Raw genomic sequence first — 21,974 nt, forward strand, 5'->3', positions numbered from 1 at the left:
TTAAAAAGGCGCTACTTTCTTCTCATTTCCCTTTATATAAGAGGTGAAAGGGGGTGAGAACATGGCGGAAGTAACTATTGAGAATTCCCAATTGCGTCTGGTGTATGAGCTTGGGGATGATGAGAACGGTAAGATGCAGTATCGTACGAAGAACTACAACAACATCAAGGTGGATGCTACAGCAGACGGACTATTGGCAGCTGGATTTGCCATTTCCGGCTTACAGAACACACCTGTTGCAAGTGTCAAGCGTAACGAGCTTCAACACTTAGGGTAACCCCTACTAAACTAGAGGAAAGGAGGAATGGGAATGTTCACATTGGAATTGTTTTTCTTAAATGAGGAAGCAAAATCCGTGAAAATCACGGTCGATGATCCTCGTTCAGATGTGACAGGTGAAGAGTTGGCAACTGCGATGGATTCCATTATTGCAGCTGATGTCTTCACTTCCAGTGGCGGGAATCTGGTTTCAGCTGTTGGAGCAAAAGTCATTGAGCGCAACGTAACCGAAATCGAAATAGCATAATCCAAAGGGAAGGGTCTACATCAGTAGGCCCTTTCTTTTACAGAAAGGCAACAATGAAAATAGTGTCTGTTCGGTTTAACTCCCAGTTGATTTCCGTTCCAGGTGGCAGCGATCGCGGGGCGGTGCTTGAGCCTCCTCGGTATGCCTGCGGGGTCTCAAGTCTACCGCTATCTCCCGCAGGACAAGGAAAGCTTCGGCAGCGATACATCGCACGAAGAAAATGCTCGCATTTTCGAGGAGTCTCACGCCTTGCACTCCAATCAACACGGGCGGCAAGTTACCCATAACGTCTGCACTATATTTTCATTTCTCATGTTGTAAATCTTTTACATGAGGGCTTCTGTTAGTATCTAGTATTGATTTATTAAGAATCTAGCTGTTGATTGGAGCAATAGGCGAAGACTCCTGCGGGAGGTAGCGTTTAGTGGAGACCCCACAGGCGTAGCCGAGGAGGCTCCACAAAACGCCCCGCGGAAAGCGTAGCCTATTGCGGAAATCAACAGCGGTGTTTAAAGTGTTAAACAATCTCAACTAAAGAAAGGAGGTTTATATATGGAACAATGGTGGACGTGGATCAGTGAAGTGGGATTCCCGATTGTTGTGACGTTCTATCTGTTGCACAGGATCGAGCAGAGGCTTGATAATGTGACCAAAACGCTGCAGCAATTGCCTTACCAAATGACTTTCCACACCCAGCCCAAGCGAAGCACAAAATAGGTAGAAAAGCCTAGAATGCGGACAGACCCGTCTTCTGGGCTTTTTCTTGTTTGAAAATATTTTTGCCTTTCTGGTGCATTTCGATAATAATATAGGGTAGAGACTTAAGAGGAATAAAAAAGGATGATGAAGGTATGAAAAAAAATAAAATTGTTTTTACTGGTGGAGGATCTGCCGGACACGTTACCCCTAATATTGCCATTATGAACAAGCTGAAGGAAAAAGGCTGGGACATTACATATATCGGATCTAGAAAAGGCATAGAGGAGGATATCATCAAAAAGGAAAATATCCCCTTTCACGGCATTTCAAGCGGAAAGCTGAGAAGATATTTTGATTGGAAGAATTTTTCCGATCCATTGAAAATTATGAAAGGGGCAATGGAGGCCTATTTCGTTCTGCGAAAAGAAAAACCTAGGGTTGTATTTTCCAAAGGTGGATTCGTGACAGTTCCGGTGGTAGTTGCAGCGAAGATGCTGAAGATACCGGTTGTCATACATGAATCGGATATCACACCTGGTCTTGCAAATAAAATCGCAACCAAGTTTGCAACAAAGGTTTTTGTTACGTTTGATGAAACGTTAAAGCATTTTCCGTCGGATCGGGTTCTGTTCACCGGGTCACCTATCCGTGAAGAACTATTCAAAGGCAGAGCAACAGAAGGGAAAGCGCTTCTAGGCTTTCATGAGCCAAAACCGATTCTTACGATTATGGGTGGAAGTTTAGGTGCGAAGAAAATCAATGAAACGGTAAGAAAGATCCTTCCTTCGTTGACAGAGAACTTTCAAATTGTCCATATTTGCGGAAAAGGGAATGTCGATGAAAACCTGCTCCAACTAAAAGGCTATAAGCAGTTCGAGTACATTTCCAACGAACTGCCTGACATTTTGGCAGCCTCCCAGTATATTATTTCAAGGGCTGGAGCGAATTCCATTTTTGAATTTCTGGCGCTGCGCAAGCCTATGATTCTAATTCCGCTTTCCCGGGCAGCAAGCAGAGGCGATCAGATTCTAAATGCCAACTCCTTTGAGAAAAAAGGATTTGCCAAAGTATTGCTTGAGGAGGAGCTTACTGAATCATCTCTAGCGGCCAAAATACAGGAATTGCAGAATGAAAAAGAGTTACTTGTAGGCAATATGGAGAAGGACAGTGCGCCTAATACACTGGAAATCATTCTTTCTGAAATTATCAAGATAGCAAAATAACAGGAACAATCTTTAACAGGCACCTCTGTTAAAGATTGTTTTTTTGTAAGGATTTCCATGGTTTTGGGTAAACTATGCAGAGAAAAAAATGAAAGATGGCGATTCTATTGAAAAAACAAACATTGAAGCTATTTACTATATCTCTCATTGCGTTTGTCATTATCATATCGGTGCTACTGTATTTTTTCTCGGAACGGTTTACTAGGTCGTGGATTCCGATCGACCATGGTTTTGGAGATACCGTCACCTTGTCACCGGATGATCAAAAGATAGTTTTTCCTTTCTATCAAAGTGGAGATGGAGCACTATATAAAGCTAATCTTGATGGCACTGAGGTTGTGCAGCTGACCTACCCTAGGCAGAATGAAAGTCATGTTCATCCAAGGTACTCCAGGAGTGGAGAGAAACTTCTATTCTTATCGCAAGAGAAAACAACGGAAAACTTGAAGCAGTCGCTGTATATCATGAGCAGGGATGGCAATGATCTCATGAGGCTCTCGGAAAATAAGGAGCTTATCATTGACGCCATTTTTTCCGAGGATGACAAAAAAATCTACTATCTGGGGGCTGAAAACTACAATAGTGAAGGTATCGGTCCAAAGGCAGGCCCGGTTAATGTGGACCTTTATTCCATTTCGGTAACGGGAGAAAACAAAGAAAGATTAACGAAGACGCAAAGCTTAAAGAAACGAAGCCTGTCCATTACCGAGGATGGGAAAAAGATTGGGTATGTCCAGGTGGATGAAGGGGAAGAAGGGAAAACGACTTCAAACTACATTGTATACGATAAAGAACAGAAGGAAGCAAAAATGGTAAAGCCGAACAACAAAGGCGTTGCTTCAGATCTTATCTACAGTGGAAGGATCTCTCCTGACGGGTCTCTTATTGCCTTTTCAGCTGGTAGTGCGAATCCCCGGAAAGAATCACAGACCATCTATGAATTATATACGATGGATATTAATGGGGATAAAGTCGAGCCTGTGACAAGCTTCCGCACTTTCATTACGGAACCGACATTCTTTCACCAATCCAATCGGGTGCTTTTTATTCAAGATCAAAGCTGGACAAAAGGACAAGCCAATTTCAAGCTATGGGCGTTGGATCTGAATGGAGAAAGGATAAAATCCATTACTTTGCAAATGCCCCAATTCTCAGGAACGGCACTATAAGTGGAGGGTATCGCTTCTGTTGAGGATGGCTGGTGTGTTACAGTAGAGAAAGAGAAAAATAAAGGGATGAGTTGGATGAAACGTAACACACTCGCTTATTGGATTGGTCTGTTAATTTTCGGTGGTCTTATTTTGCAGACATTCCTGCAGTTTGAGCTGGAAAAACATGGATGGGACACCAGGGTGGAGGCACTCGTCTTTATCGCGATATCAGCCCTCCTCTATTTTACCTGTGTCATGCTCTATCAAAAGAATGCCAGGTTTATCACCTATGTACTACTTTTACTTATTGGGGTTGCAGCCACGGTTCTCGCTATCATGGCCCCGATGCTGTTTCATGCACACTAGTCATGGTCAACAGGAATAAGCGCAGGCCCATTAAGGGATTTCCTGTACTTTTTGATTTTATCCTAGTAAAAATGTTGGATACTAAGAACACTTGTCTATACACAATTAAATAGCCTTTCATAGTATATAGTATCACTTGCGGGAAGGAGTGTGGATAGATGAGTGGGTCTTATGGCAACAACTTTGTGTTAATTTTAGTATTGTTTATCTTACTAGTGATTGTAGGCAAATCATTCTACTAAAATGCAAAATAGACAGGAAAGGTCTTATGGACCTTTCCTGTCTTTATCTTTACTGTTAATAATATTATTGGAACATAGGTAGCAGATAAGAAATGATAAACCAGATGATACCAAAGAAAATTACCAAGTATGCGGTATATTTGATAAATGTGGATGCAACTAATCCTCTATCTTCTTTTGTTTCTCTCCGTTCCACTCTGACATCTTTGTCTTCGATCATGTTCATCCTCATCCTTTCATCACTGTTTTTGTATATGGTATATATACCCTGTAAGAATCCTTCTAAACCTGCCAAGCTTTTTAGCAAGGTAGGTTCGATTGAATAAGAAGATGGAAATTGGGACTTGGGAAAGTGTATAATGAAAATGATGAATTAAACGATGTTTTGTGGTGTTACTTTCCCAACAAGGACTTTGTGTTTATTTTTTAAGGAAACCTTTATAATATAGGGAGCACAAGTCGAAAAAGCGGAACCTGACAAAATTAGACTATCTAAGATAATAGGGGTATTGTATGAAAAATAATTGGCTACGGCTATTGCCATTAATCTATCTGCTTTTTGGAATCCTTTGGGTTACCCTGACTGATTATTGGCTATACAGCCTACGGCAAAATAATAATCTCGTTATGGCGGAATATATCAACCTGTTAAAGGGATGGGTATTCATCATCATAACCGCCGTACTTATATATTTAATCATTAAAAAACATGAGGCCCTAAAAGCTTTGGAGCAGAAAGAACACGAGCTCTTGACTCTCATCAATAATATGCCGGACTTTGTCTGTTTCAAAGATGGAGAGGGCAGGTGGCTGCTGGCAAATGAATATGGCCTTTCCTTATATGAACTGCAAAATGTCGATTATAAGGGCAAAACGGATATGGAACTGGGCGAATATTCTCCTCATTTCAAAGAAGCGTTTGCCTATTGCACAGATACGGATGAGCGGACATGGAAAGAAGGTAAAATCACCCGAGACGAGGAATCATTTGCGATTCCTTGTGGAGAACAGAAGACCTTTGATGTCATCAAGGTTCCACTGTTCTATCCTGATGGGAAAAGAAGAGCGCTTGTAACCATCGGGAGAGACATTTCTTCCTTGAAAAAGGCGGAACAGCTGCTGGTGACTAAAGAAAAACTGTCGGTAGTAGGGGAATTATCCGCTGGTATTGCTCATGAAATAAAAAATCCGTTAACTGCGATAAAAGGGTTCATCCAGCTTATCCAGAAATCAGGAAAAACAAACAAGGATCATGTAAATCTGGTGCTGTCGGAAATTGATCGAATCAATGACATTGTTAGTGAAATGCTGATACTTTCCAAGCCGCATACCAAGAAATTGGTGGTTGTCCCACTGACGGATGCGATTCAGTATGTGATCGATTTAGTGAGTAATGAATCATTGAAAAACAATATACATATTCATTTGAATAACATTGACGAGTCAACCATGGTGAAAGGTGATATAAATGGGTTGAAGCAGGTATTCCTCAATCTCATCAAAAATGCGATGGAGGCAATGCCGAACGGAGGCGTAATTGATATATCTTCCCTTGGGACAAGTAAAAATTATATAACGATAAAAATCCGCGATAATGGGATGGGCATAAGTGTGGAAAACCAGAAACTTCTCGGACATGCTTTTTTCACATCCAAGGAAAAAGGGATGGGGCTCGGATTAACGATTACTTATAAAATCATCCAGGAGCATAATGGCCACTTATCCATTGAAAGCAAGGAAGGCGTAGGTACTGTTGTTACTCTATCTCTACCGACCTCTTAAAAAATGTGCGTTTGATAGAAGATAGATGACCAAGCAGTTCGAAAAAAAACACATAGAATGTATGGTGTACAACTTCCTTCTCCTTTCGTGCACGTAATACTTTTAGGACAGAAACTTTTCTGTCCTTTTTTTTATGAAGATAAGAAATTCAGGGAAAAAGGGTAATAATAAAATGCTGACACAAGTGACGAAAGAAACGATTATTGGGGGAACAGGAATGGAAAAAACTATCATTTATGATTGCATTGGGGTAGGCATTGGTCCGTTTAACCTTGGACTGGCTGCACTGCTGGACACACAGAAGAGCATGCAGGCGCTTTTTTTTGATAAAGAGGAAGGGTTCAACTGGCATCCAGGAATGCTGATAGAGCAATCTGATCTGCAAGTGCCGTTTATAGCGGACCTGGTCACATTTGCCGATCCTACCAGTAAATACAGCTTTTTGAACTATGTACATAAACAGAATAGGTTGTACCAGTTTTATTTTTTTCGACGATTTGATATTCCGCGCCGGGATTACAATCTTTATGCAAAATGGGTAGTGGATCAATTGCCATCCTGTCACTTCGGTAAAGAAGTGATAGATGTCTCAGAAGACAACCATTCAGGGGAAATGGTCTACTCTGTGAAGGTCAGGGACGTGATTACAAAGGACACAAACACCTACTTTTCAAGGCATATCGTTCTGGGAACAGGAAATGTCCCGTTTATTCCAGAGAAATTGAAAAAGGGAAGCAGGAACAATGTGGTGCATACGAGCGAGTATCTGCCACATGCAAAAAGGATTAAAGACTCGGGCTCCATTGTAGTTGTGGGGTCTGGACAAAGTGCTGCCGAGGTCTTTTATGAGCTGTTGGAGGATCAGAAGCATTATGATTATACGTTAACCTGGTATACAAGGGCAGCGACCTTTTCCCAGCTGGAAATGGCAAAGCTTGGCCAGGAGGTATTCTCACCAGAGTATGTCCGCTATTTCCATGGATTGGACTATGAAAAAAGAAAAGAAGCCTTAGAGAGGCTGCATACGGTCCGTAATGGGGTCGATAGGGACACTTTAGTGAGAATCTATGATTTACTTTATAATAGATCGGTGGAAGGCAGGGATAAGAAGATAACGATACAGCCTCTGACAGAGGTGGAAGAAATAGTAGACAATGGCCTTGAAGTGGAACTGACCTGCCTGCAATGGGAAAAAGGGGAGCACTTCAGAAGGGAAGCGGAAAAGGTGGTACTGGCAACCGGATACAAGCCGCATATCCCCGGATGGATCTGGGACATGAAGGATAAGCTTGTCTGGGAAAGTGAGAAGGAATATAAAGTGGATGAAAGGTTCAGGCTTGTCTGGAAAGAAACACGCATCCATCAGATTTTTGTTTCAACGAATTTGGAGCACAGCCACGGGACGGCAGCTACCAACCTGAGCCTCGCCGTGATGCGAAATCAGATCATCATTAATGAGATAGCAAAACAGGAAATCTATCCTATTACAAACGATGCGGTGTTCCAGCAATTCATGCCCGATGTGGAAATCTAAGTTTATTCTGATGATGGACGGGTACCTAATCTATGTAACTAATAGGAGAAGGAGTCGATAGATATGAGTAAAAAAATTGCGGTAGTGATGACAGATATGTTCGAGGACTCGGAATACACAGAACCGGCAAAAGCCTTCAAGGAAGCTGGGCATAGCCTGACTGTCATCGAAAAGTCGAAGGGGGAAACCTTGACTGGTAAAACTGAAGATACGGAAGTGACATCAGATACTGGGATTGATGATGTGACGCCTGATCAATTTGATGCTCTGTTTATTCCCGGTGGTTTCTCACCTGATATATTAAGAGCTGATGATCGATTCGTGACGTTTGCCAAAGCATTTATGGATGACCAGAAGCCTGTTTTTGCAATCTGCCATGGACCGCAGCTGCTGATTACAGCGGAGGCGTTAAAAGGACGGGATATAACTGGCTACACCTCCATTAAAGTGGACCTGAAAAATGCAGGAGCAAACTTCCATGACGAAGAAGTGGTCGTTTGCCATGAACAGCTGGTATCAAGCAGAACACCTGACGACCTTCCAGCCTTCATTCGTGAATCATTGAAACTATTGAAATAAAATTCAATTAAGCCAGGCCGAATTGACGGTCTGGTATTTTTCTGTATACTAGCTGTTGATTGGAGCAATAGGCGAAGACTCCTCGAAAATGCGAGCATTTTCCTCGTGCGATGTATCGCTGCCGCAGCCTTCCTTGTCCTGCGGGAGGTAGCGTTTAGGGAAGACCCCACAGGCGTAGCCGAGGAGGCTTCCCAAACGCCCCGCGGAAAGCGCAGCCTATTGCGGAAATCAATAGCGGTGTTTAAAAGAGCATTTCTGAAAAAAATAAAAAACTTGCAGGAATTGCTCGATATTTGTAGAAATCATAGGAGCAAGTAAAAATTTAGGAGAGGAGAAACGTACCGTAAAAAAATAATCGAGGTGAAAAATGACTATTGAACAAAAGTGTGAAGACCTCGTTCGTCAAGCGCTTAAGCTTCGGGTTTCAGACATCCACATAAAGCCTTTGGAATCTTCCGCAATCCTCATGTTCAGGGTAGACCATTACCTATATGAGCAGGAGGAAATTTCACTCGACATCTATGAGAGAATGGTCTCCCATCTTAAATTCCAAGCCTCCATGGACATTGGAGAAACAAGAAAACCGCAAAACGGCGCCCTAACGCTCACCATTGATACCAAACAGATCAACCTCAGACTCTCGACTTTACCGACCCTTTATAACGAAAGTGTAGTTATTCGCATCCTCCCACAGGATTCTCATCAACCATTGAAATACATGACCCTATTTCCCAACTCCACCACCAAGCTTCTTTCCTTAATGAAATACTCCCATGGATTGATTATTTTTACGGGTCCTACCGGATCGGGCAAGACCACCACCCTTTACTCCTTAATTGAAGAAACGAAATCCCTTTTACAACGGAATATTATCACCCTAGAAGATCCTGTGGAACGCAAAAGCAAGAATGTGTTGCAGGTTCAAGTGAATGAAAAGGCCGGAATTACGTATACCACCGGTTTAAAAGCGATACTCAGACATGACCCCGATATCATTATGGTTGGGGAAATCCGGGACGAGGAAACAGCGAAGATTGCAATCAGAGCCTCCATGACCGGACATCTTGTATTGAGCACCTTGCATACGAGGAATGCAAAAGGGGCGGTTTATCGGCTTTTGGAATTCGGCGTCACTCCACAAGAGCTGGAACAGACGCTAATTGCCATTTCTGCGCAGAGGCTCGTGGAGCTGAAGTGTCCATTTTGTCTGGAGGAATGCACAGCATTCTGCAGAAAATATCGCATCCATCGCCTTGCAAGTGTCCATGAACTGCTCTATGGGAAAGAGCTTGGAAAGGTTATGAAAGAATGCAATGGGGCGGAAGTGGAGTTGACGTACCCGACGCTTAAAGAAGTGATAAAAAAAGGGATAGCTCTCGGGTTTATCAAACAGAGCGAGTATGAGCGGTGGGTCTTTGATGGAATGGAGAAATAGAGGGTGGAGCCTAAAGGAGCAGGAGGAATTTCTTCTTCGTATAGGGGATCTGTATGTGAATGGATATGCGCTCCTTGAGGCCATAGAATTGATGTGCATTCATTATGAAGGTCACAAAAAGACTGATTTGCATCTTGCCGTCAATGAATTGAAAAACGGCTATAGCATCCACAAGGTACTGGAGTTGCTCCATTTTCATCAGGATGTTTTATCCCTGCTCTTCTTCTCCCAGCGACACGGTAATCTTGGTGAGGCATTTCGGACTGCTGGACAGTTGATGAAAAGAAAGAGGTATTACAAGCAAAAGCTGCTTACACTGATACGCTACCCAATTTTTTTGATGATCCTGGTCATGTTGATGCTATTCTTTGTGCAAACGGTACTGCTGCCACAATTTACGCTATTATTTCAACAGATGAACATTTCGATAAACAAAGGAATACAAATTTTCTTCACCGTAACAAGCAATCTTCCATTTTTCCTGCTTTCCGTATGTTTTCTGGCAGGTGTCCTTCTCCTACTCATTAAAACCTATGCCAAAACCATTCATCCCGTCCATAAAATCTCCTGGATGATGAAAATCCCTATACTTAGAACGTTTCTAACCCTTCACTACTCCCATTACTTTTCCCAGCAACTCAGTAGTCTGCTCGCTAGCGGAATGACCATCAATGATGCCATCGGCGTATTTGAGCAGCAAACATATAATCCCTATTTCAAATACAGAGCATCCGAATACAGGGAGCGACTGTTAGAAGGGGAAAAATTGGAGAAGGTTGTAGAAAACGAATCTGTTTTCGATAAGGGTCTGGCACCGACTATTTTACATGGACAGAAGAATGGGAGACTGCCTCGGGAGCTGGATGATTTCAGTGGACTTCTGCTGGATAAGCTCCAAAGAAAAATGGAGAGTGCACTTGGAAAAATACAGCCTTGCCTTTTCCTGGCTATTGGCTTGTTCGTGCTGCTGCTATATCTATGTATTTTCATTCCGATGTTTCAATTATTAGGAGGGTTATAAAATGATAAAGCTATTCAAAAATGAACAAGGTTTTACACTGGTGGAAATGCTTTTGGTGATGCTTGTCATTACGATTCTACTATTGATCATGCTGCCGAATGTATCGAAGAATTCCGGGCTGATCGGTGATAAGGGGTGCGATGCCCTGGTGAAGATGGTCGAGGCTCAGATGCAGGCCTACCGCTTGGAAAATGACCGGGAACCATCAGATCTTCAGGATTTGAATACTCCGGATTATTTAGAGGATAAATTTGCAGATGATGATGTCCTTTATTGTCCGAATGACAAGGTGATAGCACTTACTGTTGACGGAGTAGTGGAAGCGGTTGATGCCCCGGAAACGCCGTAAAGGTAAATCACAAAAAGGTTTTACCTTTGTCGAGTCGCTTCTGGTCCTATCGGTAGTGTCTGTTATTCTTTCATTTACCATCCTGAAAATAGCTGCGATAGAAGAAAAACATGTAACAAAAAACTTTTTCAGTGAGCTTACCAACGACCTGTTATTTGCCCAGCAATATGCCATGAGTACAAGAAGGTCGGTAACCATCACTTTCAGTCCAAGCAATCACTATTACCGGGTCACCCAAGGGCCAGGAAATGAACTCCTAAGAAGAAACTATCATGAGGACATCCAGATCGACCCGCGGACAATGGGAACGTTATTGGTATTTCAATCTCATGGAAGCATCCAAAAAGCAGGAACAATGGGAATATCCTATAAGAATCTGGAAAATTACCGTTTAGTTTTCCAATTGGGAAAGGGTAGATTCTATGTGGAATCAGTCTAAGGGGTTCACCCTACTTGAGGTGCATGCCGCACTAATCGTTTGGATGATCATCATGACCTTATTGCTGCCAAGCCTTGTCAGGATCAATCAAGAAAGAAACAACTTTAAGCTCGATCGGGAAGCCAGGCTTCTTCTTACAAAAGAATTGGAAAATGTGCGATTGAGTGGAGGTATGTTTATCGGAAAGGAAATTGAAAGTAATGGAACCAGATTTCGGCTTTACCAATCAGTTGAAACTACCCTCCCGGCTATTTGTGCCGAATACCTGGATTATCGAAAAAGGGAAAAAAGAAGGTGTGTGTACCGGGATGAAGAAGGGGAATGAACAAGGGTTTACACTTATGGAGGCACTTGTCAGTTTTTCGGTCGTACTGATCATTACTGCATTTCTCCCGATTCTATTCCAGACAATCTACACCTTGCTGAAGGAAGAGAAGGGAATCCACCCCCTTGAGCTGGAGGTATTCACTCAACAGGCAAAGGTAGAGATCCGAACGGCAAAATCGGTAACGGCAACAGATAAGATACTAACAATCAAGAACAGGAACAATCAGAGTATCACCTATGAGAAATATCAAGGTAACATCAGAAGGCGTGTAAATGGCACAGGTCATGAGATAATGCTGCAGAATGTAAAGGATGTGGTATTTGTGCAAGCAAGGAACGGAGCGATACTTTTTATTACCGGAGAAGAAGGTGATTTCTATGAGATTCCAATCTATGCCATCTTGATGGATTGGCCGCATGAATAGAAAGGAAAAGGGATATATTTTCCCGGTGACGCTCCTCATATCCTTATTGCTATCTTCCATGCTGCTTCACCAAATAGAGCTTTACAGGATGGAAAAAGCATTTTATACAGAGTCAGGGGAGCTATTCGAATTGGAAGGCATGATGAGATATTCCTGGGAGAAGGTAGAGGGGGAACTCGAAGTGGATCGTTTTCCTCCCTTATCCAACATCAATTTTCCAAATGGGAATGCAGTGATCACCGCAAACGATGAGTATCCCGTGACACAGATCAAAATAATTTGTACGACCACAAAAGACAGGAAATACGAAGCAACCATCCTATATGAACGGACAACGTATAGAGTAGTATCCTGGGTGGAATCCAATTGATTTGGGCGAATGCCTACACCAAAGCACATCTTTTATCATATAAATGTACCGTGTGATAAAGGAGGTATATGTAAGGTGAACCAAGGTCAAAATGGAGAACCGATTCAATACATGCTTGTTGAGCCATTTGTTTATCAAACGTTGATGAGTATAAAAGGAAGTACGGTCGTGGTCGAAACCTCCCGCGGGTCGATCAGAGGAACGTTACGTGATGTTAAGCCGGATCATATTGTTTTATATGAAGGAGATTCAAATTTCTTTGTTCGGACAGCAGAAATTATATGGGTCATGCCTGATTAACCAAAATAAGGTGTTTAATCATTTGATAAAACTGATTAAGCACCTTTTATAGTGGAGAAATCCGCAATATTTTCCTATAATGGAGTGAATAGCAACAAGGAAATGAGGGAGTTTGATGAAAAGCATTTACCTTACAGGCTTCATGGGAGCGGGAAAAACTTCAATAGGACATGCTTTGGGAGAGAAGCTAGGCCTGGCCGTATATGATACAGATATTCTAATAGAAGAAAAAATAAATGAGAGCATCAGTGAATTTTTTGAAAAATATGGGGAAGCGGATTTTCGAAGGTTGGAGGAGGAAGTGCTAAAGAGATTGCCTGTGACCGATTCCATTATCATGACCGGCGGAGGAATCATTAAAAGAGCGGATAATATCTCCTTGATGAAAGAAAATGGTTTAATGGTATTTTTATATTGTGACATGGAAGTAGTGCTTCAAAGGCTGGAAAATGACATCACCAGACCGCTGATTCAACAAAAAAGCAAAGAGGAAATCAAGGCACTATTTTCCGAAAGGCTCCCTTTATATAAAATGGCGCATATCATGATGGATACGAGTTCTCTTAGTATTCTTGAAGCAGTGGAAAAGTTGGCTGATGCGATTAAAAGCTGGCATTCTCGTCAACACTAATAGGCAATCAAAACCTGGTGGTGAGCCCATTGAAAACGAATGATTATGTCAAATATGTGACACAGCAATTAGTAACCTATATGGATCAGCCCAAAGAAGTGAAGAAGGCGCAGCGCAACCAGCGAAAGCTTGAACGGTCACCTGTCGTGTATCAGCTCTTTGGAGTAATCCCTTTCGCAATCATGATGTTCTTCAAAAAGAAAAAAATGTAAAGGTGCAAAAGGGAGAAAAGTATTGCATGCTTTTAGATTTTTATGCTACAATCTCTTCGGACAGTTAGAAGCAATCAATTACATATCTATGCAAATGCTTTCAAAGTGAGCATAGGAACTTTACGTGTTACTGATACGATCAGGCATGAGTAAAGAGGTTTTGACCAATACTAAGGGAGGAAGACATACCCTTTGAATTTGATCAATCTTCTTTCTCATGCCTTTTTTGATTTTCCCTTTTACCTCGTGGTTAGCAGCAGCGGCAACAGGGTATAGGAAAAATGGAATAGGGAGTTATTTATGTAATGAGGGTTTCTGAAAATTCCTTGAGGCTGATTTTCAACAAATTTAAAGGTGATAGTTGCTTATTTGTTGAAAACTATTAGAGGAACCATGTACATTAAGTACTATCAATAAAATAAAACATACTTAAAGGAGTTCGATTACAATGGCAGAAAAAACATTCAAAGTAACAGCAGATTCAGGAATTCACGCACGTCCAGCTACTCAATTGGTGCAAACAGCAGGTAAATTCGATGCTGAAGTTAACCTTGAGTACAACGGAAAATCCGTAAACCTTAAATCCATCATGGGTGTTATGTCCTTAGGGATTCCTCAAGGAGCGGAAATCAAGATTGTTGCAGAAGGTTCTGATGAGAGCGAGGCAATCTCTGCTATTGAAGAAACTTTGAAATCAGAAGGGTTAGGGGAATAATGTCAAACACGATCCAAGGTATACCTGCTTCTAGCGGTATTGCCATTGCGAAAGCATATCGTCTTGAAAACCCGGAATTGACTGTGGAGAAAAAGACGATTGACAATGCCCAAGCGGAAGTGGAAAGATTTGAAAAAGCTGTAGAAACCTCCAAGAATGAATTGGAAAAGATCAAGGAGCATGCCCATCGCGAATTAGGTGCGGACAAAGCTGAGATTTTCTCTGCTCACTTGCTCGTATTAAGTGATCCTGAACTTTTGAATCCAATCAATGATAGAATCAAAAGCGACAGTGTAAATGCGGAAGTTGCTTTAGATGAAACGGCTGGCATGTTCATCAACATGTTTGAACAGATGGATAATGAATACATGAAGGAGCGTGCAGCGGATATCCGCGACGTGACGAAACGTGTTCTTGCTCATCTACTTGGTGTAGGCGTATCCAATCCGAGCCTTATTTCCGAAGAAGTGATCATCATTGCTGAAGATCTAACTCCTTCCGATACAGCTCAATTGAACCGCCAATATGTAAAAGCTTTTACAACCGATATCGGCGGGCGCACTTCCCATTCCGCAATCATGGCCCGTTCCATGGAAATTCCTGCGGTAGTGGGAACGAAAAATGTAACGGAAATCATCCAGAATGACACCATGGTCATAGTGGACGGCCTGGATGGGGTAGTAATTGTTGATCCGACTGACGTCGAAATTGCTACATACACCGAAAAACAGAAAAAGCATGAAGAGCAGAAGAAAGAATGGGCAAAGCTTGTAAACGAAGACAGTCTTTCATCAGACGGTCAGCAAGTGGAGCTTGCTGCGAACATCGGAACGCCTAAGGATGTTAAAGGGGTTCTTGAAAATGGTGGAGAAGGTGTCGGCCTTTACCGCACGGAGTTCCTTTACATGGGCAGAACCGAGCTTCCGACAGAGGAAGAGCAGTACAAAGCATATAAAGAAGTATTGGAAAGAATGGATGGCAAACCTGTGGTTGTCCGTACATTGGATATCGGTGGGGACAAAGAGCTTCCTTATCTGAATCTTCCTAAAGAGATGAACCCTTTCCTTGGCTTCCGTGCTATCCGACTTTGCTTGGAGGAGCAGGAAATCTTCCGTACTCAGCTTCGAGCGCTATTGCGTGCCAGCTCATATGGAAACCTGAAAATCATGTTCCCTATGATTGCGACGCTGGATGAATTCCGCCAAGCGAAAGCTATTCTTCTAGAAGAGAAAGAAGCGTTAGTGAAGAACGGTACAGAAGTGAACGAAAATATCGAGCTTGGTATCATGGTGGAAATTCCATCCACAGCTGTCCTGGCTGATATCTTCGCAAAAGAAGTAGATTTCTTCAGTATCGGGACGAATGACCTCATCCAATATACGATGGCTGCCGACCGAATGAACGAGCAGGTTTCCTACCTGTATCAGCCATACAATCCGGCAATCCTTCGCTTGATCGATAACGTCATCCAGGCTGCGCACAAAAACGGCAAATGGGCCGGTATGTGCGGCGAGATGGCTGGTGATCCGATTGCGATTCCGATCCTGCTTGGTCTTGGACTGGACGAGTTCAGTATGAGCGCCACAAGCATCCTTCCGGCACGGACCCAGCTGAGAGGCATCTCCAAGGAAGAAGCAGCTTCCTACAGAGAGCAGATTCTATCCATGGGCACAGCAGAAGAAGTGGTAGAGTTTGTAAAAGAGAAATTCATGAAGTAATGATAGATGATAAGCCAATCCCTTTTGATGAGGGATTGGCTTTTTCTGTTGCGCAATTTTTCTTGTAGGTAAGAAAGAAACGAATCGATTGTGGTACAGGTTAAGTAACTTAATAAATTAGCCGTTTCCACTCATACTACTAAATACTACGATTATATAGGAGGGAAGGGAGAGCCATGATATTTTCTCGCTTGCAGATATCCTTTGTCGTGATTTTATTTATTGGGATTTCCAATCATGTTCTGATGTTGCCGCACCTTCTCTATGTAGCGAAACGCGATGCTTGGGTATGTGTGTTAATAGGTTATATAATCCTGCTGTTCTGGGGATCCATCCTTTATATTATCATGTCAAAAAATAAACAAAATAAGAAGCTTGCAGCTTGGATATCTTTGAAAACCGGTAAATTGATCTCGGGTATTATTATAATTATCTTTTTCATCCACATTCTATTAATTGCCTTTATCTCTTTTTATGACTTCATCACTTCTATCAAAATATATTTTTTGCCATTAACTCCGCAATGGATTGTGGTACTGCCATTTTTGCTTTTATGTGTGTGGGGAGCAAGCTCCAATTTGAAAACGATAGTCTATAGTTCCACATTTCTTTTGCCTATTGTCTGGCTTCTTGGTTATTTTGTGGCCTTTTCCACCATGTCCAATAAGGACTATTCGTATATTTTTCCTGTGTTGGTCAGTGGCAGTACCCCGATAATACAAGGTGTAATTATCGTTTTAGGCGGGAGTGTGGATATTCTGCTGCTCTTATTATTACAACCGTATATCAATAAACAATTTGCGTGGTGGCATATACTTTTATTGGTCACCATATTGCTTGGACTTGTCCTTGGACCTGCACTAGGTTCCATTTCTGCATTTGGACCGAATGTGGCTTCTGTACTACGTTTTCCAGCCTTTGAACAATGGCGTTTGGTGGAATTGGGAGAGCATGTATCTCATTTGGATTTTTTGGCGGTTTTTCAACTAATATCTGGTGCGGTAATAAGGGTGGCGTTATGTTTGTACTTTCTTAAAGATTTAGGAATGAAAAATAAGGTGTTCAAGATGTCGGTGTTTTGGACTTCTGCTTCCATATTATTTTTGGCTGGGGTGTTGCCTATAAGTGATATATGGATGCAAACAGCTATTGGAAAGTATTTTTATCCAGCAGTACTCTCAATCGGAGTGTTTCTTACTTGTATATTGGTTGTCATCTGTTTTATACCTCAAAAGGTGAAGGGGACGAAGAGTTTATGAAGGTCCAAAAACAAGATGAAGCCAATCTGGAGAAATTAGATGAGAAATTAAAGAAGCAAGTGCTAAGCAGTAAAAGCATTGAAGCCTTTTTCAAAAATCATGCAGATGTGCATTTCTTACCTTTGGATGAAAAGTATGATGGAATTTCTTCCTTTTATTCTGCTGGAATGATAGAAATCAATCAGGTTAATGATTATTTCCATTCTATTCTTGAATACTTGAATAAGGGGGACAGTGCGTTTGGGGCAAAGGACTTTCCACCTATAGATAAAATTTTTTCCTTCAATGACCTGGTTGATAAAGTTTTTTCGGGCTACCTAATGTTCTATCAGGAAGGATTGCCTTACTTCTATGGATTTGAACTATCCAAGATTCCGCAAAGAGAGCCTTCTGAGTCGAATACAGAGGTATCCATCAAAGGGCCGAAAGATGGATTTACCGAAGAGATAAACATCAATGTGTCCCTCATCAGGAAAAGGCTGAAGTCCTCAGAGTTGCATAATGAACATTTTGTGTTGGGAACATTAAGTAAAACAAACGTTTCATTAATGTACATTGATAATAAAGTAAACAAGGAAATGCTGAGTGAAGTGCGGAATCGTCTTGAAAATTTAAAAACGGAAAGTGTGATAAGCAGTGGGCAATTAGAGCAATGGTTATCTAACAGGACTTTTTCTTTGTTTCCTCTATTCGACTATATAGGAAGACCTGACTTTGCTGTTGAATGCCTATTGAGAGGCAGGTTTATTATTATTGTCGACGGATCTCCCATGGTACTTATCGGTCCAAATAATGTTTTTGTCCTTTTAAAGTCACCGGAGGATATTCATTATCCATATCACACTGTCGCTTTCCAACGTTTTTTTCGAATTATCGGATTTACGATAGCAGTAATGCTTCCTGGATTCTGGATTGCGATATCAGCTGTAAATATCGACCAACTTCCCTTTCTTTTATTAAATACAGTTGCTGCATCTAGAAAAGGTCTGCCTTTTCCATTAGCACTGGAGGCATTCTTCATTTTGGGGCTCTTTGAGCTGCTGAGAGAAGCGGGGATTCGCATGCCAAAGGCAGTTGGACAGACAGTGGCAATAGTAGGTGGACTCATCATCGGGGATGCAGCAATTCGTGCAGGTCTAGCCTCAGCAACAATGATTGTAGTCGTAGCACTTACAGCTGTTGCAACCTTTACACTTGTTAATCAATCTTTAACTGGTACAGTGAGTATATTAAGAATCTACATTATGCTATTAAGTGTTTTTTTAGGAATTTACGGAGTGTTTATCGGATTGTTTAGTGTGTTATTTTATATGGCTCGGTTGGAGTCCTTTAAGGTTGGGTATCTGGAGCCTGTTTCCAAGCTGAGTTTCAAAGAATTCCTTTCAGCATTAATAGTAAATCCATTTATCAACCATAAATTCACTGCACCGATGATTCAGAAAGAGAGCGAAAAGGAATGAAGTTTCAAAAAAAGTTCTATAAATGCGGAATGGTTATTCTCCTGTTATTAATCCTTTCGAGCTGCTCCGATATAAAAGAGATACAAAAAATGAGTTATGTAACGGCAATAGGGGTGGACTTTAAGGATGATGAATATGTTGGATACATTCAATTAATCAGCTTTCAATCGGAGGCCAAAGATGGGGGGGGTAAACCTTCTGTGTGGGTTTCGGAAACAAAAGGGGAAACATTCGATGAGGCACTTTCCGAGGTATACAACACTGCACAGCAGAAGCTAATATGGGCTCATGTCAATACAATCCTAGTGAGTGATGCAGCCTTGAAAGAAGGCTTTCATCATATCTTTGACGTTTTAACAAGGTACTATGAGCTACGTTTAACAACTTGGATATTTGGTACCAATGATCCAATCAAAGAAGTGTTCTCTACAACAAGCTTTTTTGAACAATCTGCTTTAGAGACAATACTTCATCAACCAATAGGTACCTTTGAACAGAACTCCTCCATCAGGCCATTGAAGCTCCAACAATTTGCTAGAGAATTATTTGAACCCGCCCTTACCACCTACCTTCCATCTGTGAGTATAAACAAGCAAGACTGGGTAAAAAATTTGGAAGAGGATTCGAAACTTGAGATAGATGGGGCTTTCTTTATTAAAAATACAGAATATAAAGGTTACTATTCCTTGTCTGAGCTAAAAGGTTTAAGGTGGGTTTCACCAGAAACGGAAAGAGCAGGTGTTCAAATTTATGATGAAAAGGATATACCTGACTTCAATATAGTATTTGAAGAGAATGACGTGGAAATAGAACCAGTAACGGATAAAAGTACTGGAAACACCCAATTTAATGTTCATCTGAGAATAAAAGGGGTCATGGCGGACCGGGACGAAAATAATATTACTAATCTTAATGAAATGGAAGTCCACATCCGGGATGCAATAAAAAAAGAGATTAATGATTTATTTGAATTGGGAGTTGAAACAGGGACGGATTTTCTTCAATTGGAACATATTTTGTATCGGAAGAAACATAAAACGTGGAAGAATGTGGCCTCTAGTAGTGGATCTGATTTCTTAAAGGAAGATTTATTAAAAGACGTAAAATTGGATATTACCCTTCTTCATACCGGCGCGATAAAAAACCGGACGATAAAAATGGAGGATATGGAATAGTATGGTGCACGCCACTTTTTTACCCCGGAAATCCAACCTATGATACAATTAGACCATTCGTAAATAGGAGGGAAAAACCGGTGCTACAAGAAAAATTATCTAAGTATGCAGAATTGGCAGTAAAGGTTGGAATCAACCTGCAGGAAAATCAGGGACTAGTCATCAATGCCCCTATTTCAGCTGCTCCCTTTGTGCGGGAAGTGGCAAAGATTGCGTATCAGATCGGTGCGAAGTTTGTACATACGGATTGGAATGACGAGGAACTTACAAAAATCAAATTTGAATTGGCATCCGAAGAAACATTAAAAGATGTCCAAGACTGGATTGTTCAAGGCCGTGAACAGATGGCGGAAGATGGAGCGGCATTTTTGACCGTTGTTGCATCCAATCCTGACCTTCTGAAAGCGGTTGATCCAGAGCGTGTTTCCATTGCAAACAAAGCTCAGGCGCAGGCTCTTCAGAAGTATCGTACTTATATCCAGACGGCTAAAGTCAGTTGGGCAGTAGTTTCTGTTCCTTCAAAGGAGTGGGCTGCAAAGCTGTATCCAGGCTTTTCGTCGGATGAACAGGTTGCACGCCTCTGGGAGAACATCTTTGCTGTTACGAGAATCAATGAAGTGGATCCGATAGCTGCATGGAATGAGCACATAAAAACCTTACAGGAAAAGCTGGAGCTTCTAAATACAACGAAATTCACAAAGCTGCATTACAAAGCGCCAGGCACAGATCTTACGATTGAACTTCCAAAAGAGCAGGTTTGGCTCGGAGGCGGTATGAACAATGAACAAGGAACATACTTTGTGCCGAATCTCCCTACCGAGGAAGTCTTTACGCTTCCAGTGAAAACCGGCGTGAACGGCGTGGTATCCTCAACGAAGCCTTTAAATCTAAATGGTAACCTTGTAGATGTATTCACACTGACGTTCAAGGATGGAAAGATTGTGGAGTTTACGGCTAAAGAAGGCTATGAGGTATTGAAGAAGCTTCTTGAAACGGATGAAGGGGCACTTTACCTTGGTGAAGTAGCGTTGGTTCCACATAGTTCACCTGTTTCCAAGCAGGAGGTCATTTTCTACAATACGCTATTTGATGAAAATGCGTCCTGCCATCTAGCGCTAGGTTCCGCTTACCCGATTTGTATCGAAGGCGGCGCGTCCCTGACTAAGGAAGAATTAGAAGCAAAAGGCGTGAATACCAGCATGATTCACGTGGATTTCATGATTGGTTCGGCAGAGTTGACCATTCAAGGGGAAACCGTGGATGGAACACTAAAAACTGTAATTGAGAATGGCGAATGGGCGATATAGATAGAGTAGAAAATGGAATTCCCCTTGAGGAGTTCCATTTTTTAGTTTGCGGGCAGTATTTTTCCAAGGTTTTAATCAAGTTCATGCGAAATTAAGGAGAGTTCGTGCGAAACTAAGGAAAGTTGATGCCAAACTAAGGAGAGTTCGTGCCAAACCACCCAGAGTTCATGCCAAGCCACTGAATATTGCTATAAAGATGAAAGGTATTGGTATATCTTAAGTAGAATAACTAAGGTTGAAAGTATTTATATATAGAGAGAGGTTAAAGATAATGGTGAATATTATCAATCTAAGAAAAATAGATGAAACAAACTGGAAAGAAGCGATACAGTTAAAGGTTAGTGAGGATCAAGAGGAATTTGTTGCTTCCAATTTGTATTCCATTGCACAGTTTCAATTTCTAAAGGCCTTTAAAGCGGTGGGACTGTATATGGATGAACAGATGGTTGGGTTTGCCATGTATGGAATCGACCCGGATGATGGGAACTATTGGATCTATCGGTTGATGGTAGATAAGAAGTATCAGGGCCGTGGAGTAGGGAAGCAGGCTATCGGAAAAATAATAGAAGATATCAAGGTAAACAACACAGGTGGCATACCTTGTATCATTCTTGGTTTTCACCCGGAGAACAAAGTGGCAAAGCATGTTTATGAAAAGGTAGGATTTGTTGAAACCGAAATGGCGTCTTGGGGGGAGCAGCTTGCAAGGCTTGAACTCAATTAGGATCA

Annotated in this window: 28 protein-coding genes; 27 read left to right on the forward strand and 1 reads right to left on the reverse strand. The window is 41.7% G+C overall.

From position 1 onward, the window contains the following. Nucleotides 1-61: 61 nt before the first annotated feature. From ACQCT5_RS09015 to ACQCT5_RS09045, 7 genes are all read left to right on the forward strand, one after another. Entirely contained in the window at nucleotides 62-277 is a 216-nt protein-coding gene (locus ACQCT5_RS09015) for a DUF1659 domain-containing protein (RefSeq protein ID WP_386635795.1), read from the forward strand. A gap of 33 nt (nucleotides 278-310) precedes the next feature. Continuing rightward, nucleotides 311-526 carry a DUF2922 domain-containing protein gene (locus ACQCT5_RS09020; RefSeq protein ID WP_499641059.1) on the forward strand — a complete coding sequence of 72 codons (216 nt, stop codon included), beginning with the start codon at nucleotides 311-313 and terminating at the stop codon, nucleotides 524-526. Nucleotides 527-1,078: 552 nt separating this feature from the next. Further along, a complete protein-coding gene (locus ACQCT5_RS09025; protein WP_499641061.1) occupies nucleotides 1,079-1,243 on the forward strand; it encodes a YvrJ family protein in 165 nt (54 codons plus the stop codon). 134 nt (nucleotides 1,244-1,377) lie between these two features. Continuing rightward, entirely contained in the window at nucleotides 1,378-2,448 is a 1,071-nt protein-coding gene (gene murG, locus ACQCT5_RS09030; protein ID WP_499641063.1) for an undecaprenyldiphospho-muramoylpentapeptide beta-N-acetylglucosaminyltransferase, read from the forward strand. 107 nt (nucleotides 2,449-2,555) lie between these two features. Then, complete coding sequence (locus ACQCT5_RS09035) at nucleotides 2,556-3,617, forward strand: TolB family protein (protein ID WP_499641065.1); 1,062 nt, start codon at nucleotides 2,556-2,558, stop codon at nucleotides 3,615-3,617. Beyond that, nucleotides 3,618-3,965 carry a hypothetical protein gene (locus ACQCT5_RS09040; protein WP_499641067.1) on the forward strand — a complete coding sequence of 116 codons (348 nt, stop codon included), beginning with the start codon at nucleotides 3,618-3,620 and terminating at the stop codon, nucleotides 3,963-3,965. It begins immediately after the preceding gene. Between the two features lie 158 nt (nucleotides 3,966-4,123). Beyond that, nucleotides 4,124-4,207, forward strand: coding sequence for a YjcZ family sporulation protein (locus ACQCT5_RS09045; protein ID WP_078379727.1), 84 nt, complete (start codon nucleotides 4,124-4,126; stop codon nucleotides 4,205-4,207). A 64-nt stretch (nucleotides 4,208-4,271) separates the two neighbouring features. Here the strand turns inward: ACQCT5_RS09045 and ACQCT5_RS09050 are convergent, their stop codons facing one another. After that, nucleotides 4,272-4,427 (reverse strand): hypothetical protein, encoded by a 156-nt coding sequence (locus ACQCT5_RS09050; RefSeq protein WP_386635782.1) that lies wholly within the window; start codon nucleotides 4,425-4,427, stop codon nucleotides 4,272-4,274. Nucleotides 4,428-4,720: 293 nt separating this feature from the next. On the opposite strand from ACQCT5_RS09050, the gene ACQCT5_RS09055 reads away from it, so the two are divergent. The 20 genes from ACQCT5_RS09055 to ACQCT5_RS09150 all read left to right on the forward strand — a co-directional run bounded on the left by ACQCT5_RS09055 (nucleotide 4,721) and on the right by ACQCT5_RS09150 (nucleotide 21,969). Next, nucleotides 4,721-5,989, forward strand: a complete 1,269-nt coding sequence (locus ACQCT5_RS09055) for an ATP-binding protein (RefSeq protein WP_499641069.1) — start codon at nucleotides 4,721-4,723, stop codon at nucleotides 5,987-5,989. 172 nt (nucleotides 5,990-6,161) lie between these two features. Next, complete coding sequence (locus ACQCT5_RS09060; RefSeq protein ID WP_499641071.1) at nucleotides 6,162-7,523, forward strand: lysine N(6)-hydroxylase/L-ornithine N(5)-oxygenase family protein; 1,362 nt, start codon at nucleotides 6,162-6,164, stop codon at nucleotides 7,521-7,523. A gap of 63 nt (nucleotides 7,524-7,586) precedes the next feature. Continuing rightward, a complete protein-coding gene (locus ACQCT5_RS09065; RefSeq protein ID WP_499641073.1) occupies nucleotides 7,587-8,102 on the forward strand; it encodes a type 1 glutamine amidotransferase domain-containing protein in 516 nt (171 codons plus the stop codon). 367 nt (nucleotides 8,103-8,469) lie between these two features. Then, the gene (comGA, locus tag ACQCT5_RS09070; protein ID WP_499641075.1) at nucleotides 8,470-9,537 is read left to right on the forward strand and encodes a competence type IV pilus ATPase ComGA; all 1,068 of its coding nucleotides are present in this window, start codon (nucleotides 8,470-8,472) and stop codon (nucleotides 9,535-9,537) included. Next, entirely contained in the window at nucleotides 9,521-10,558 is a 1,038-nt protein-coding gene (gene comGB / locus ACQCT5_RS09075) for a competence type IV pilus assembly protein ComGB (protein WP_499641077.1), read from the forward strand. Before comGA ends, comGB begins: the two co-directional genes overlap by 17 nt. Before the next feature lies 1 nt (nucleotide 10,559). After that, nucleotides 10,560-10,907 (forward strand): competence type IV pilus major pilin ComGC, encoded by a 348-nt coding sequence (gene comGC / locus ACQCT5_RS09080; RefSeq protein WP_499641078.1) that lies wholly within the window; start codon nucleotides 10,560-10,562, stop codon nucleotides 10,905-10,907. Then, a complete protein-coding gene (gene comGD / locus ACQCT5_RS09085; RefSeq protein WP_499641079.1) occupies nucleotides 10,888-11,346 on the forward strand; it encodes a competence type IV pilus minor pilin ComGD in 459 nt (152 codons plus the stop codon). Before comGC ends, comGD begins: the two co-directional genes overlap by 20 nt. After that, nucleotides 11,330-11,671 carry a hypothetical protein gene (locus ACQCT5_RS09090; protein ID WP_499641081.1) on the forward strand — a complete coding sequence of 114 codons (342 nt, stop codon included), beginning with the start codon at nucleotides 11,330-11,332 and terminating at the stop codon, nucleotides 11,669-11,671. The genes comGD and ACQCT5_RS09090 overlap by 17 nt, the downstream gene beginning before the upstream one ends. Further along, the gene (comGF, locus tag ACQCT5_RS09095; RefSeq protein ID WP_499641082.1) at nucleotides 11,655-12,098 is read left to right on the forward strand and encodes a competence type IV pilus minor pilin ComGF; all 444 of its coding nucleotides are present in this window, start codon (nucleotides 11,655-11,657) and stop codon (nucleotides 12,096-12,098) included. Before ACQCT5_RS09090 ends, comGF begins: the two co-directional genes overlap by 17 nt. Beyond that, nucleotides 12,091-12,468: a hypothetical protein gene (locus ACQCT5_RS09100; protein WP_499641084.1), complete on the forward strand. Its 378-nt coding sequence runs from the start codon at nucleotides 12,091-12,093 to the stop codon at nucleotides 12,466-12,468. The genes comGF and ACQCT5_RS09100 overlap by 8 nt, the downstream gene beginning before the upstream one ends. A gap of 75 nt (nucleotides 12,469-12,543) precedes the next feature. Then, the gene (locus tag ACQCT5_RS09105) at nucleotides 12,544-12,768 is read left to right on the forward strand and encodes a YuzF family protein (protein ID WP_499641086.1); all 225 of its coding nucleotides are present in this window, start codon (nucleotides 12,544-12,546) and stop codon (nucleotides 12,766-12,768) included. 115 nt (nucleotides 12,769-12,883) lie between these two features. Then, complete coding sequence (locus ACQCT5_RS09110; protein WP_499641088.1) at nucleotides 12,884-13,399, forward strand: shikimate kinase; 516 nt, start codon at nucleotides 12,884-12,886, stop codon at nucleotides 13,397-13,399. A gap of 29 nt (nucleotides 13,400-13,428) precedes the next feature. Further along, nucleotides 13,429-13,611 (forward strand): YqzE family protein, encoded by a 183-nt coding sequence (locus tag ACQCT5_RS09115; protein WP_499641090.1) that lies wholly within the window; start codon nucleotides 13,429-13,431, stop codon nucleotides 13,609-13,611. A 448-nt stretch (nucleotides 13,612-14,059) separates the two neighbouring features. Then, entirely contained in the window at nucleotides 14,060-14,326 is a 267-nt protein-coding gene (locus ACQCT5_RS09120) for a phosphocarrier protein HPr (protein ID WP_204415634.1), read from the forward strand. Continuing rightward, nucleotides 14,326-16,044 carry a phosphoenolpyruvate--protein phosphotransferase gene (ptsP, locus tag ACQCT5_RS09125; protein ID WP_499641092.1) on the forward strand — a complete coding sequence of 573 codons (1,719 nt, stop codon included), beginning with the start codon at nucleotides 14,326-14,328 and terminating at the stop codon, nucleotides 16,042-16,044. Before ACQCT5_RS09120 ends, ptsP begins: the two co-directional genes overlap by 1 nt. A gap of 176 nt (nucleotides 16,045-16,220) precedes the next feature. Then, on the forward strand, nucleotides 16,221-17,303 hold the full coding sequence (locus ACQCT5_RS09130) for an endospore germination permease (protein WP_499641094.1): 1,083 nt from the start codon (nucleotides 16,221-16,223) through the stop codon (nucleotides 17,301-17,303). Then, nucleotides 17,300-18,763, forward strand: a complete 1,464-nt coding sequence (locus tag ACQCT5_RS09135; RefSeq protein ID WP_499641096.1) for a spore germination protein — start codon at nucleotides 17,300-17,302, stop codon at nucleotides 18,761-18,763. Before ACQCT5_RS09130 ends, ACQCT5_RS09135 begins: the two co-directional genes overlap by 4 nt. After that, nucleotides 18,760-19,938 (forward strand): Ger(x)C family spore germination protein, encoded by a 1,179-nt coding sequence (locus ACQCT5_RS09140; protein ID WP_499641098.1) that lies wholly within the window; start codon nucleotides 18,760-18,762, stop codon nucleotides 19,936-19,938. The genes ACQCT5_RS09135 and ACQCT5_RS09140 overlap by 4 nt, the downstream gene beginning before the upstream one ends. 80 nt (nucleotides 19,939-20,018) lie before the next feature. Continuing rightward, nucleotides 20,019-21,245: an aminopeptidase gene (locus ACQCT5_RS09145; RefSeq protein WP_499641100.1), complete on the forward strand. Its 1,227-nt coding sequence runs from the start codon at nucleotides 20,019-20,021 to the stop codon at nucleotides 21,243-21,245. A gap of 274 nt (nucleotides 21,246-21,519) precedes the next feature. Further along, nucleotides 21,520-21,969, forward strand: coding sequence for a GNAT family N-acetyltransferase (locus tag ACQCT5_RS09150; RefSeq protein WP_499641193.1), 450 nt, complete (start codon nucleotides 21,520-21,522; stop codon nucleotides 21,967-21,969). Nucleotides 21,970-21,974: the final 5 nt, after the last annotated feature.

The organism is Sutcliffiella halmapala, assembly GCF_050107295.1.
Classification (GTDB): Bacteria; Bacillota; Bacilli; order Bacillales; family Bacillaceae_I; genus Sutcliffiella_A; species Sutcliffiella_A halmapala_A.

What these genes read in the sequence shown, in the direction of transcription:
- ACQCT5_RS09100 (WP_499641084.1), top strand. Translation starts at nt 12,091, where the DNA reads ATGAATAGAAAGGAAAAGGGATATATTTTCCCGGTGACGCTCCTCATA.
- ACQCT5_RS09015 (WP_386635795.1), top strand. Translation starts at nt 62, where the DNA reads ATGGCGGAAGTAACTATTGAGAATTCCCAATTGCGTCTGGTGTATGAG.
- ACQCT5_RS09135 (WP_499641096.1), top strand. Translation starts at nt 17,300, where the DNA reads ATGAAGGTCCAAAAACAAGATGAAGCCAATCTGGAGAAATTAGATGAG.
- ACQCT5_RS09065 (WP_499641073.1), top strand. Translation starts at nt 7,587, where the DNA reads ATGAGTAAAAAAATTGCGGTAGTGATGACAGATATGTTCGAGGACTCG.
- ACQCT5_RS09045 (WP_078379727.1), top strand. Translation starts at nt 4,124, where the DNA reads ATGAGTGGGTCTTATGGCAACAACTTTGTGTTAATTTTAGTATTGTTT.
- ACQCT5_RS09055 (WP_499641069.1), top strand. Translation starts at nt 4,721, where the DNA reads ATGAAAAATAATTGGCTACGGCTATTGCCATTAATCTATCTGCTTTTT.
- ACQCT5_RS09050 (WP_386635782.1), bottom strand. Translation starts at nt 4,427, where the DNA reads ATGATCGAAGACAAAGATGTCAGAGTGGAACGGAGAGAAACAAAAGAA.
- comGB (WP_499641077.1), top strand. Translation starts at nt 9,521, where the DNA reads ATGGAATGGAGAAATAGAGGGTGGAGCCTAAAGGAGCAGGAGGAATTT.
- comGA (WP_499641075.1), top strand. Translation starts at nt 8,470, where the DNA reads ATGACTATTGAACAAAAGTGTGAAGACCTCGTTCGTCAAGCGCTTAAG.
- ptsP (WP_499641092.1), top strand. Translation starts at nt 14,326, where the DNA reads ATGTCAAACACGATCCAAGGTATACCTGCTTCTAGCGGTATTGCCATT.
- ACQCT5_RS09025 (WP_499641061.1), top strand. Translation starts at nt 1,079, where the DNA reads ATGGAACAATGGTGGACGTGGATCAGTGAAGTGGGATTCCCGATTGTT.
- ACQCT5_RS09130 (WP_499641094.1), top strand. Translation starts at nt 16,221, where the DNA reads ATGATATTTTCTCGCTTGCAGATATCCTTTGTCGTGATTTTATTTATT.
- ACQCT5_RS09110 (WP_499641088.1), top strand. Translation starts at nt 12,884, where the DNA reads ATGAAAAGCATTTACCTTACAGGCTTCATGGGAGCGGGAAAAACTTCA.
- comGD (WP_499641079.1), top strand. Translation starts at nt 10,888, where the DNA reads ATGCCCCGGAAACGCCGTAAAGGTAAATCACAAAAAGGTTTTACCTTT.
- ACQCT5_RS09090 (WP_499641081.1), top strand. Translation starts at nt 11,330, where the DNA reads ATGTGGAATCAGTCTAAGGGGTTCACCCTACTTGAGGTGCATGCCGCA.
- comGC (WP_499641078.1), top strand. Translation starts at nt 10,560, where the DNA reads ATGATAAAGCTATTCAAAAATGAACAAGGTTTTACACTGGTGGAAATG.
- ACQCT5_RS09060 (WP_499641071.1), top strand. Translation starts at nt 6,162, where the DNA reads ATGCTGACACAAGTGACGAAAGAAACGATTATTGGGGGAACAGGAATG.
- ACQCT5_RS09020 (WP_499641059.1), top strand. Translation starts at nt 311, where the DNA reads ATGTTCACATTGGAATTGTTTTTCTTAAATGAGGAAGCAAAATCCGTG.
- ACQCT5_RS09120 (WP_204415634.1), top strand. Translation starts at nt 14,060, where the DNA reads ATGGCAGAAAAAACATTCAAAGTAACAGCAGATTCAGGAATTCACGCA.
- ACQCT5_RS09140 (WP_499641098.1), top strand. Translation starts at nt 18,760, where the DNA reads ATGAAGTTTCAAAAAAAGTTCTATAAATGCGGAATGGTTATTCTCCTG.
- comGF (WP_499641082.1), top strand. Translation starts at nt 11,655, where the DNA reads ATGAAGAAGGGGAATGAACAAGGGTTTACACTTATGGAGGCACTTGTC.
- murG (WP_499641063.1), top strand. Translation starts at nt 1,378, where the DNA reads ATGAAAAAAAATAAAATTGTTTTTACTGGTGGAGGATCTGCCGGACAC.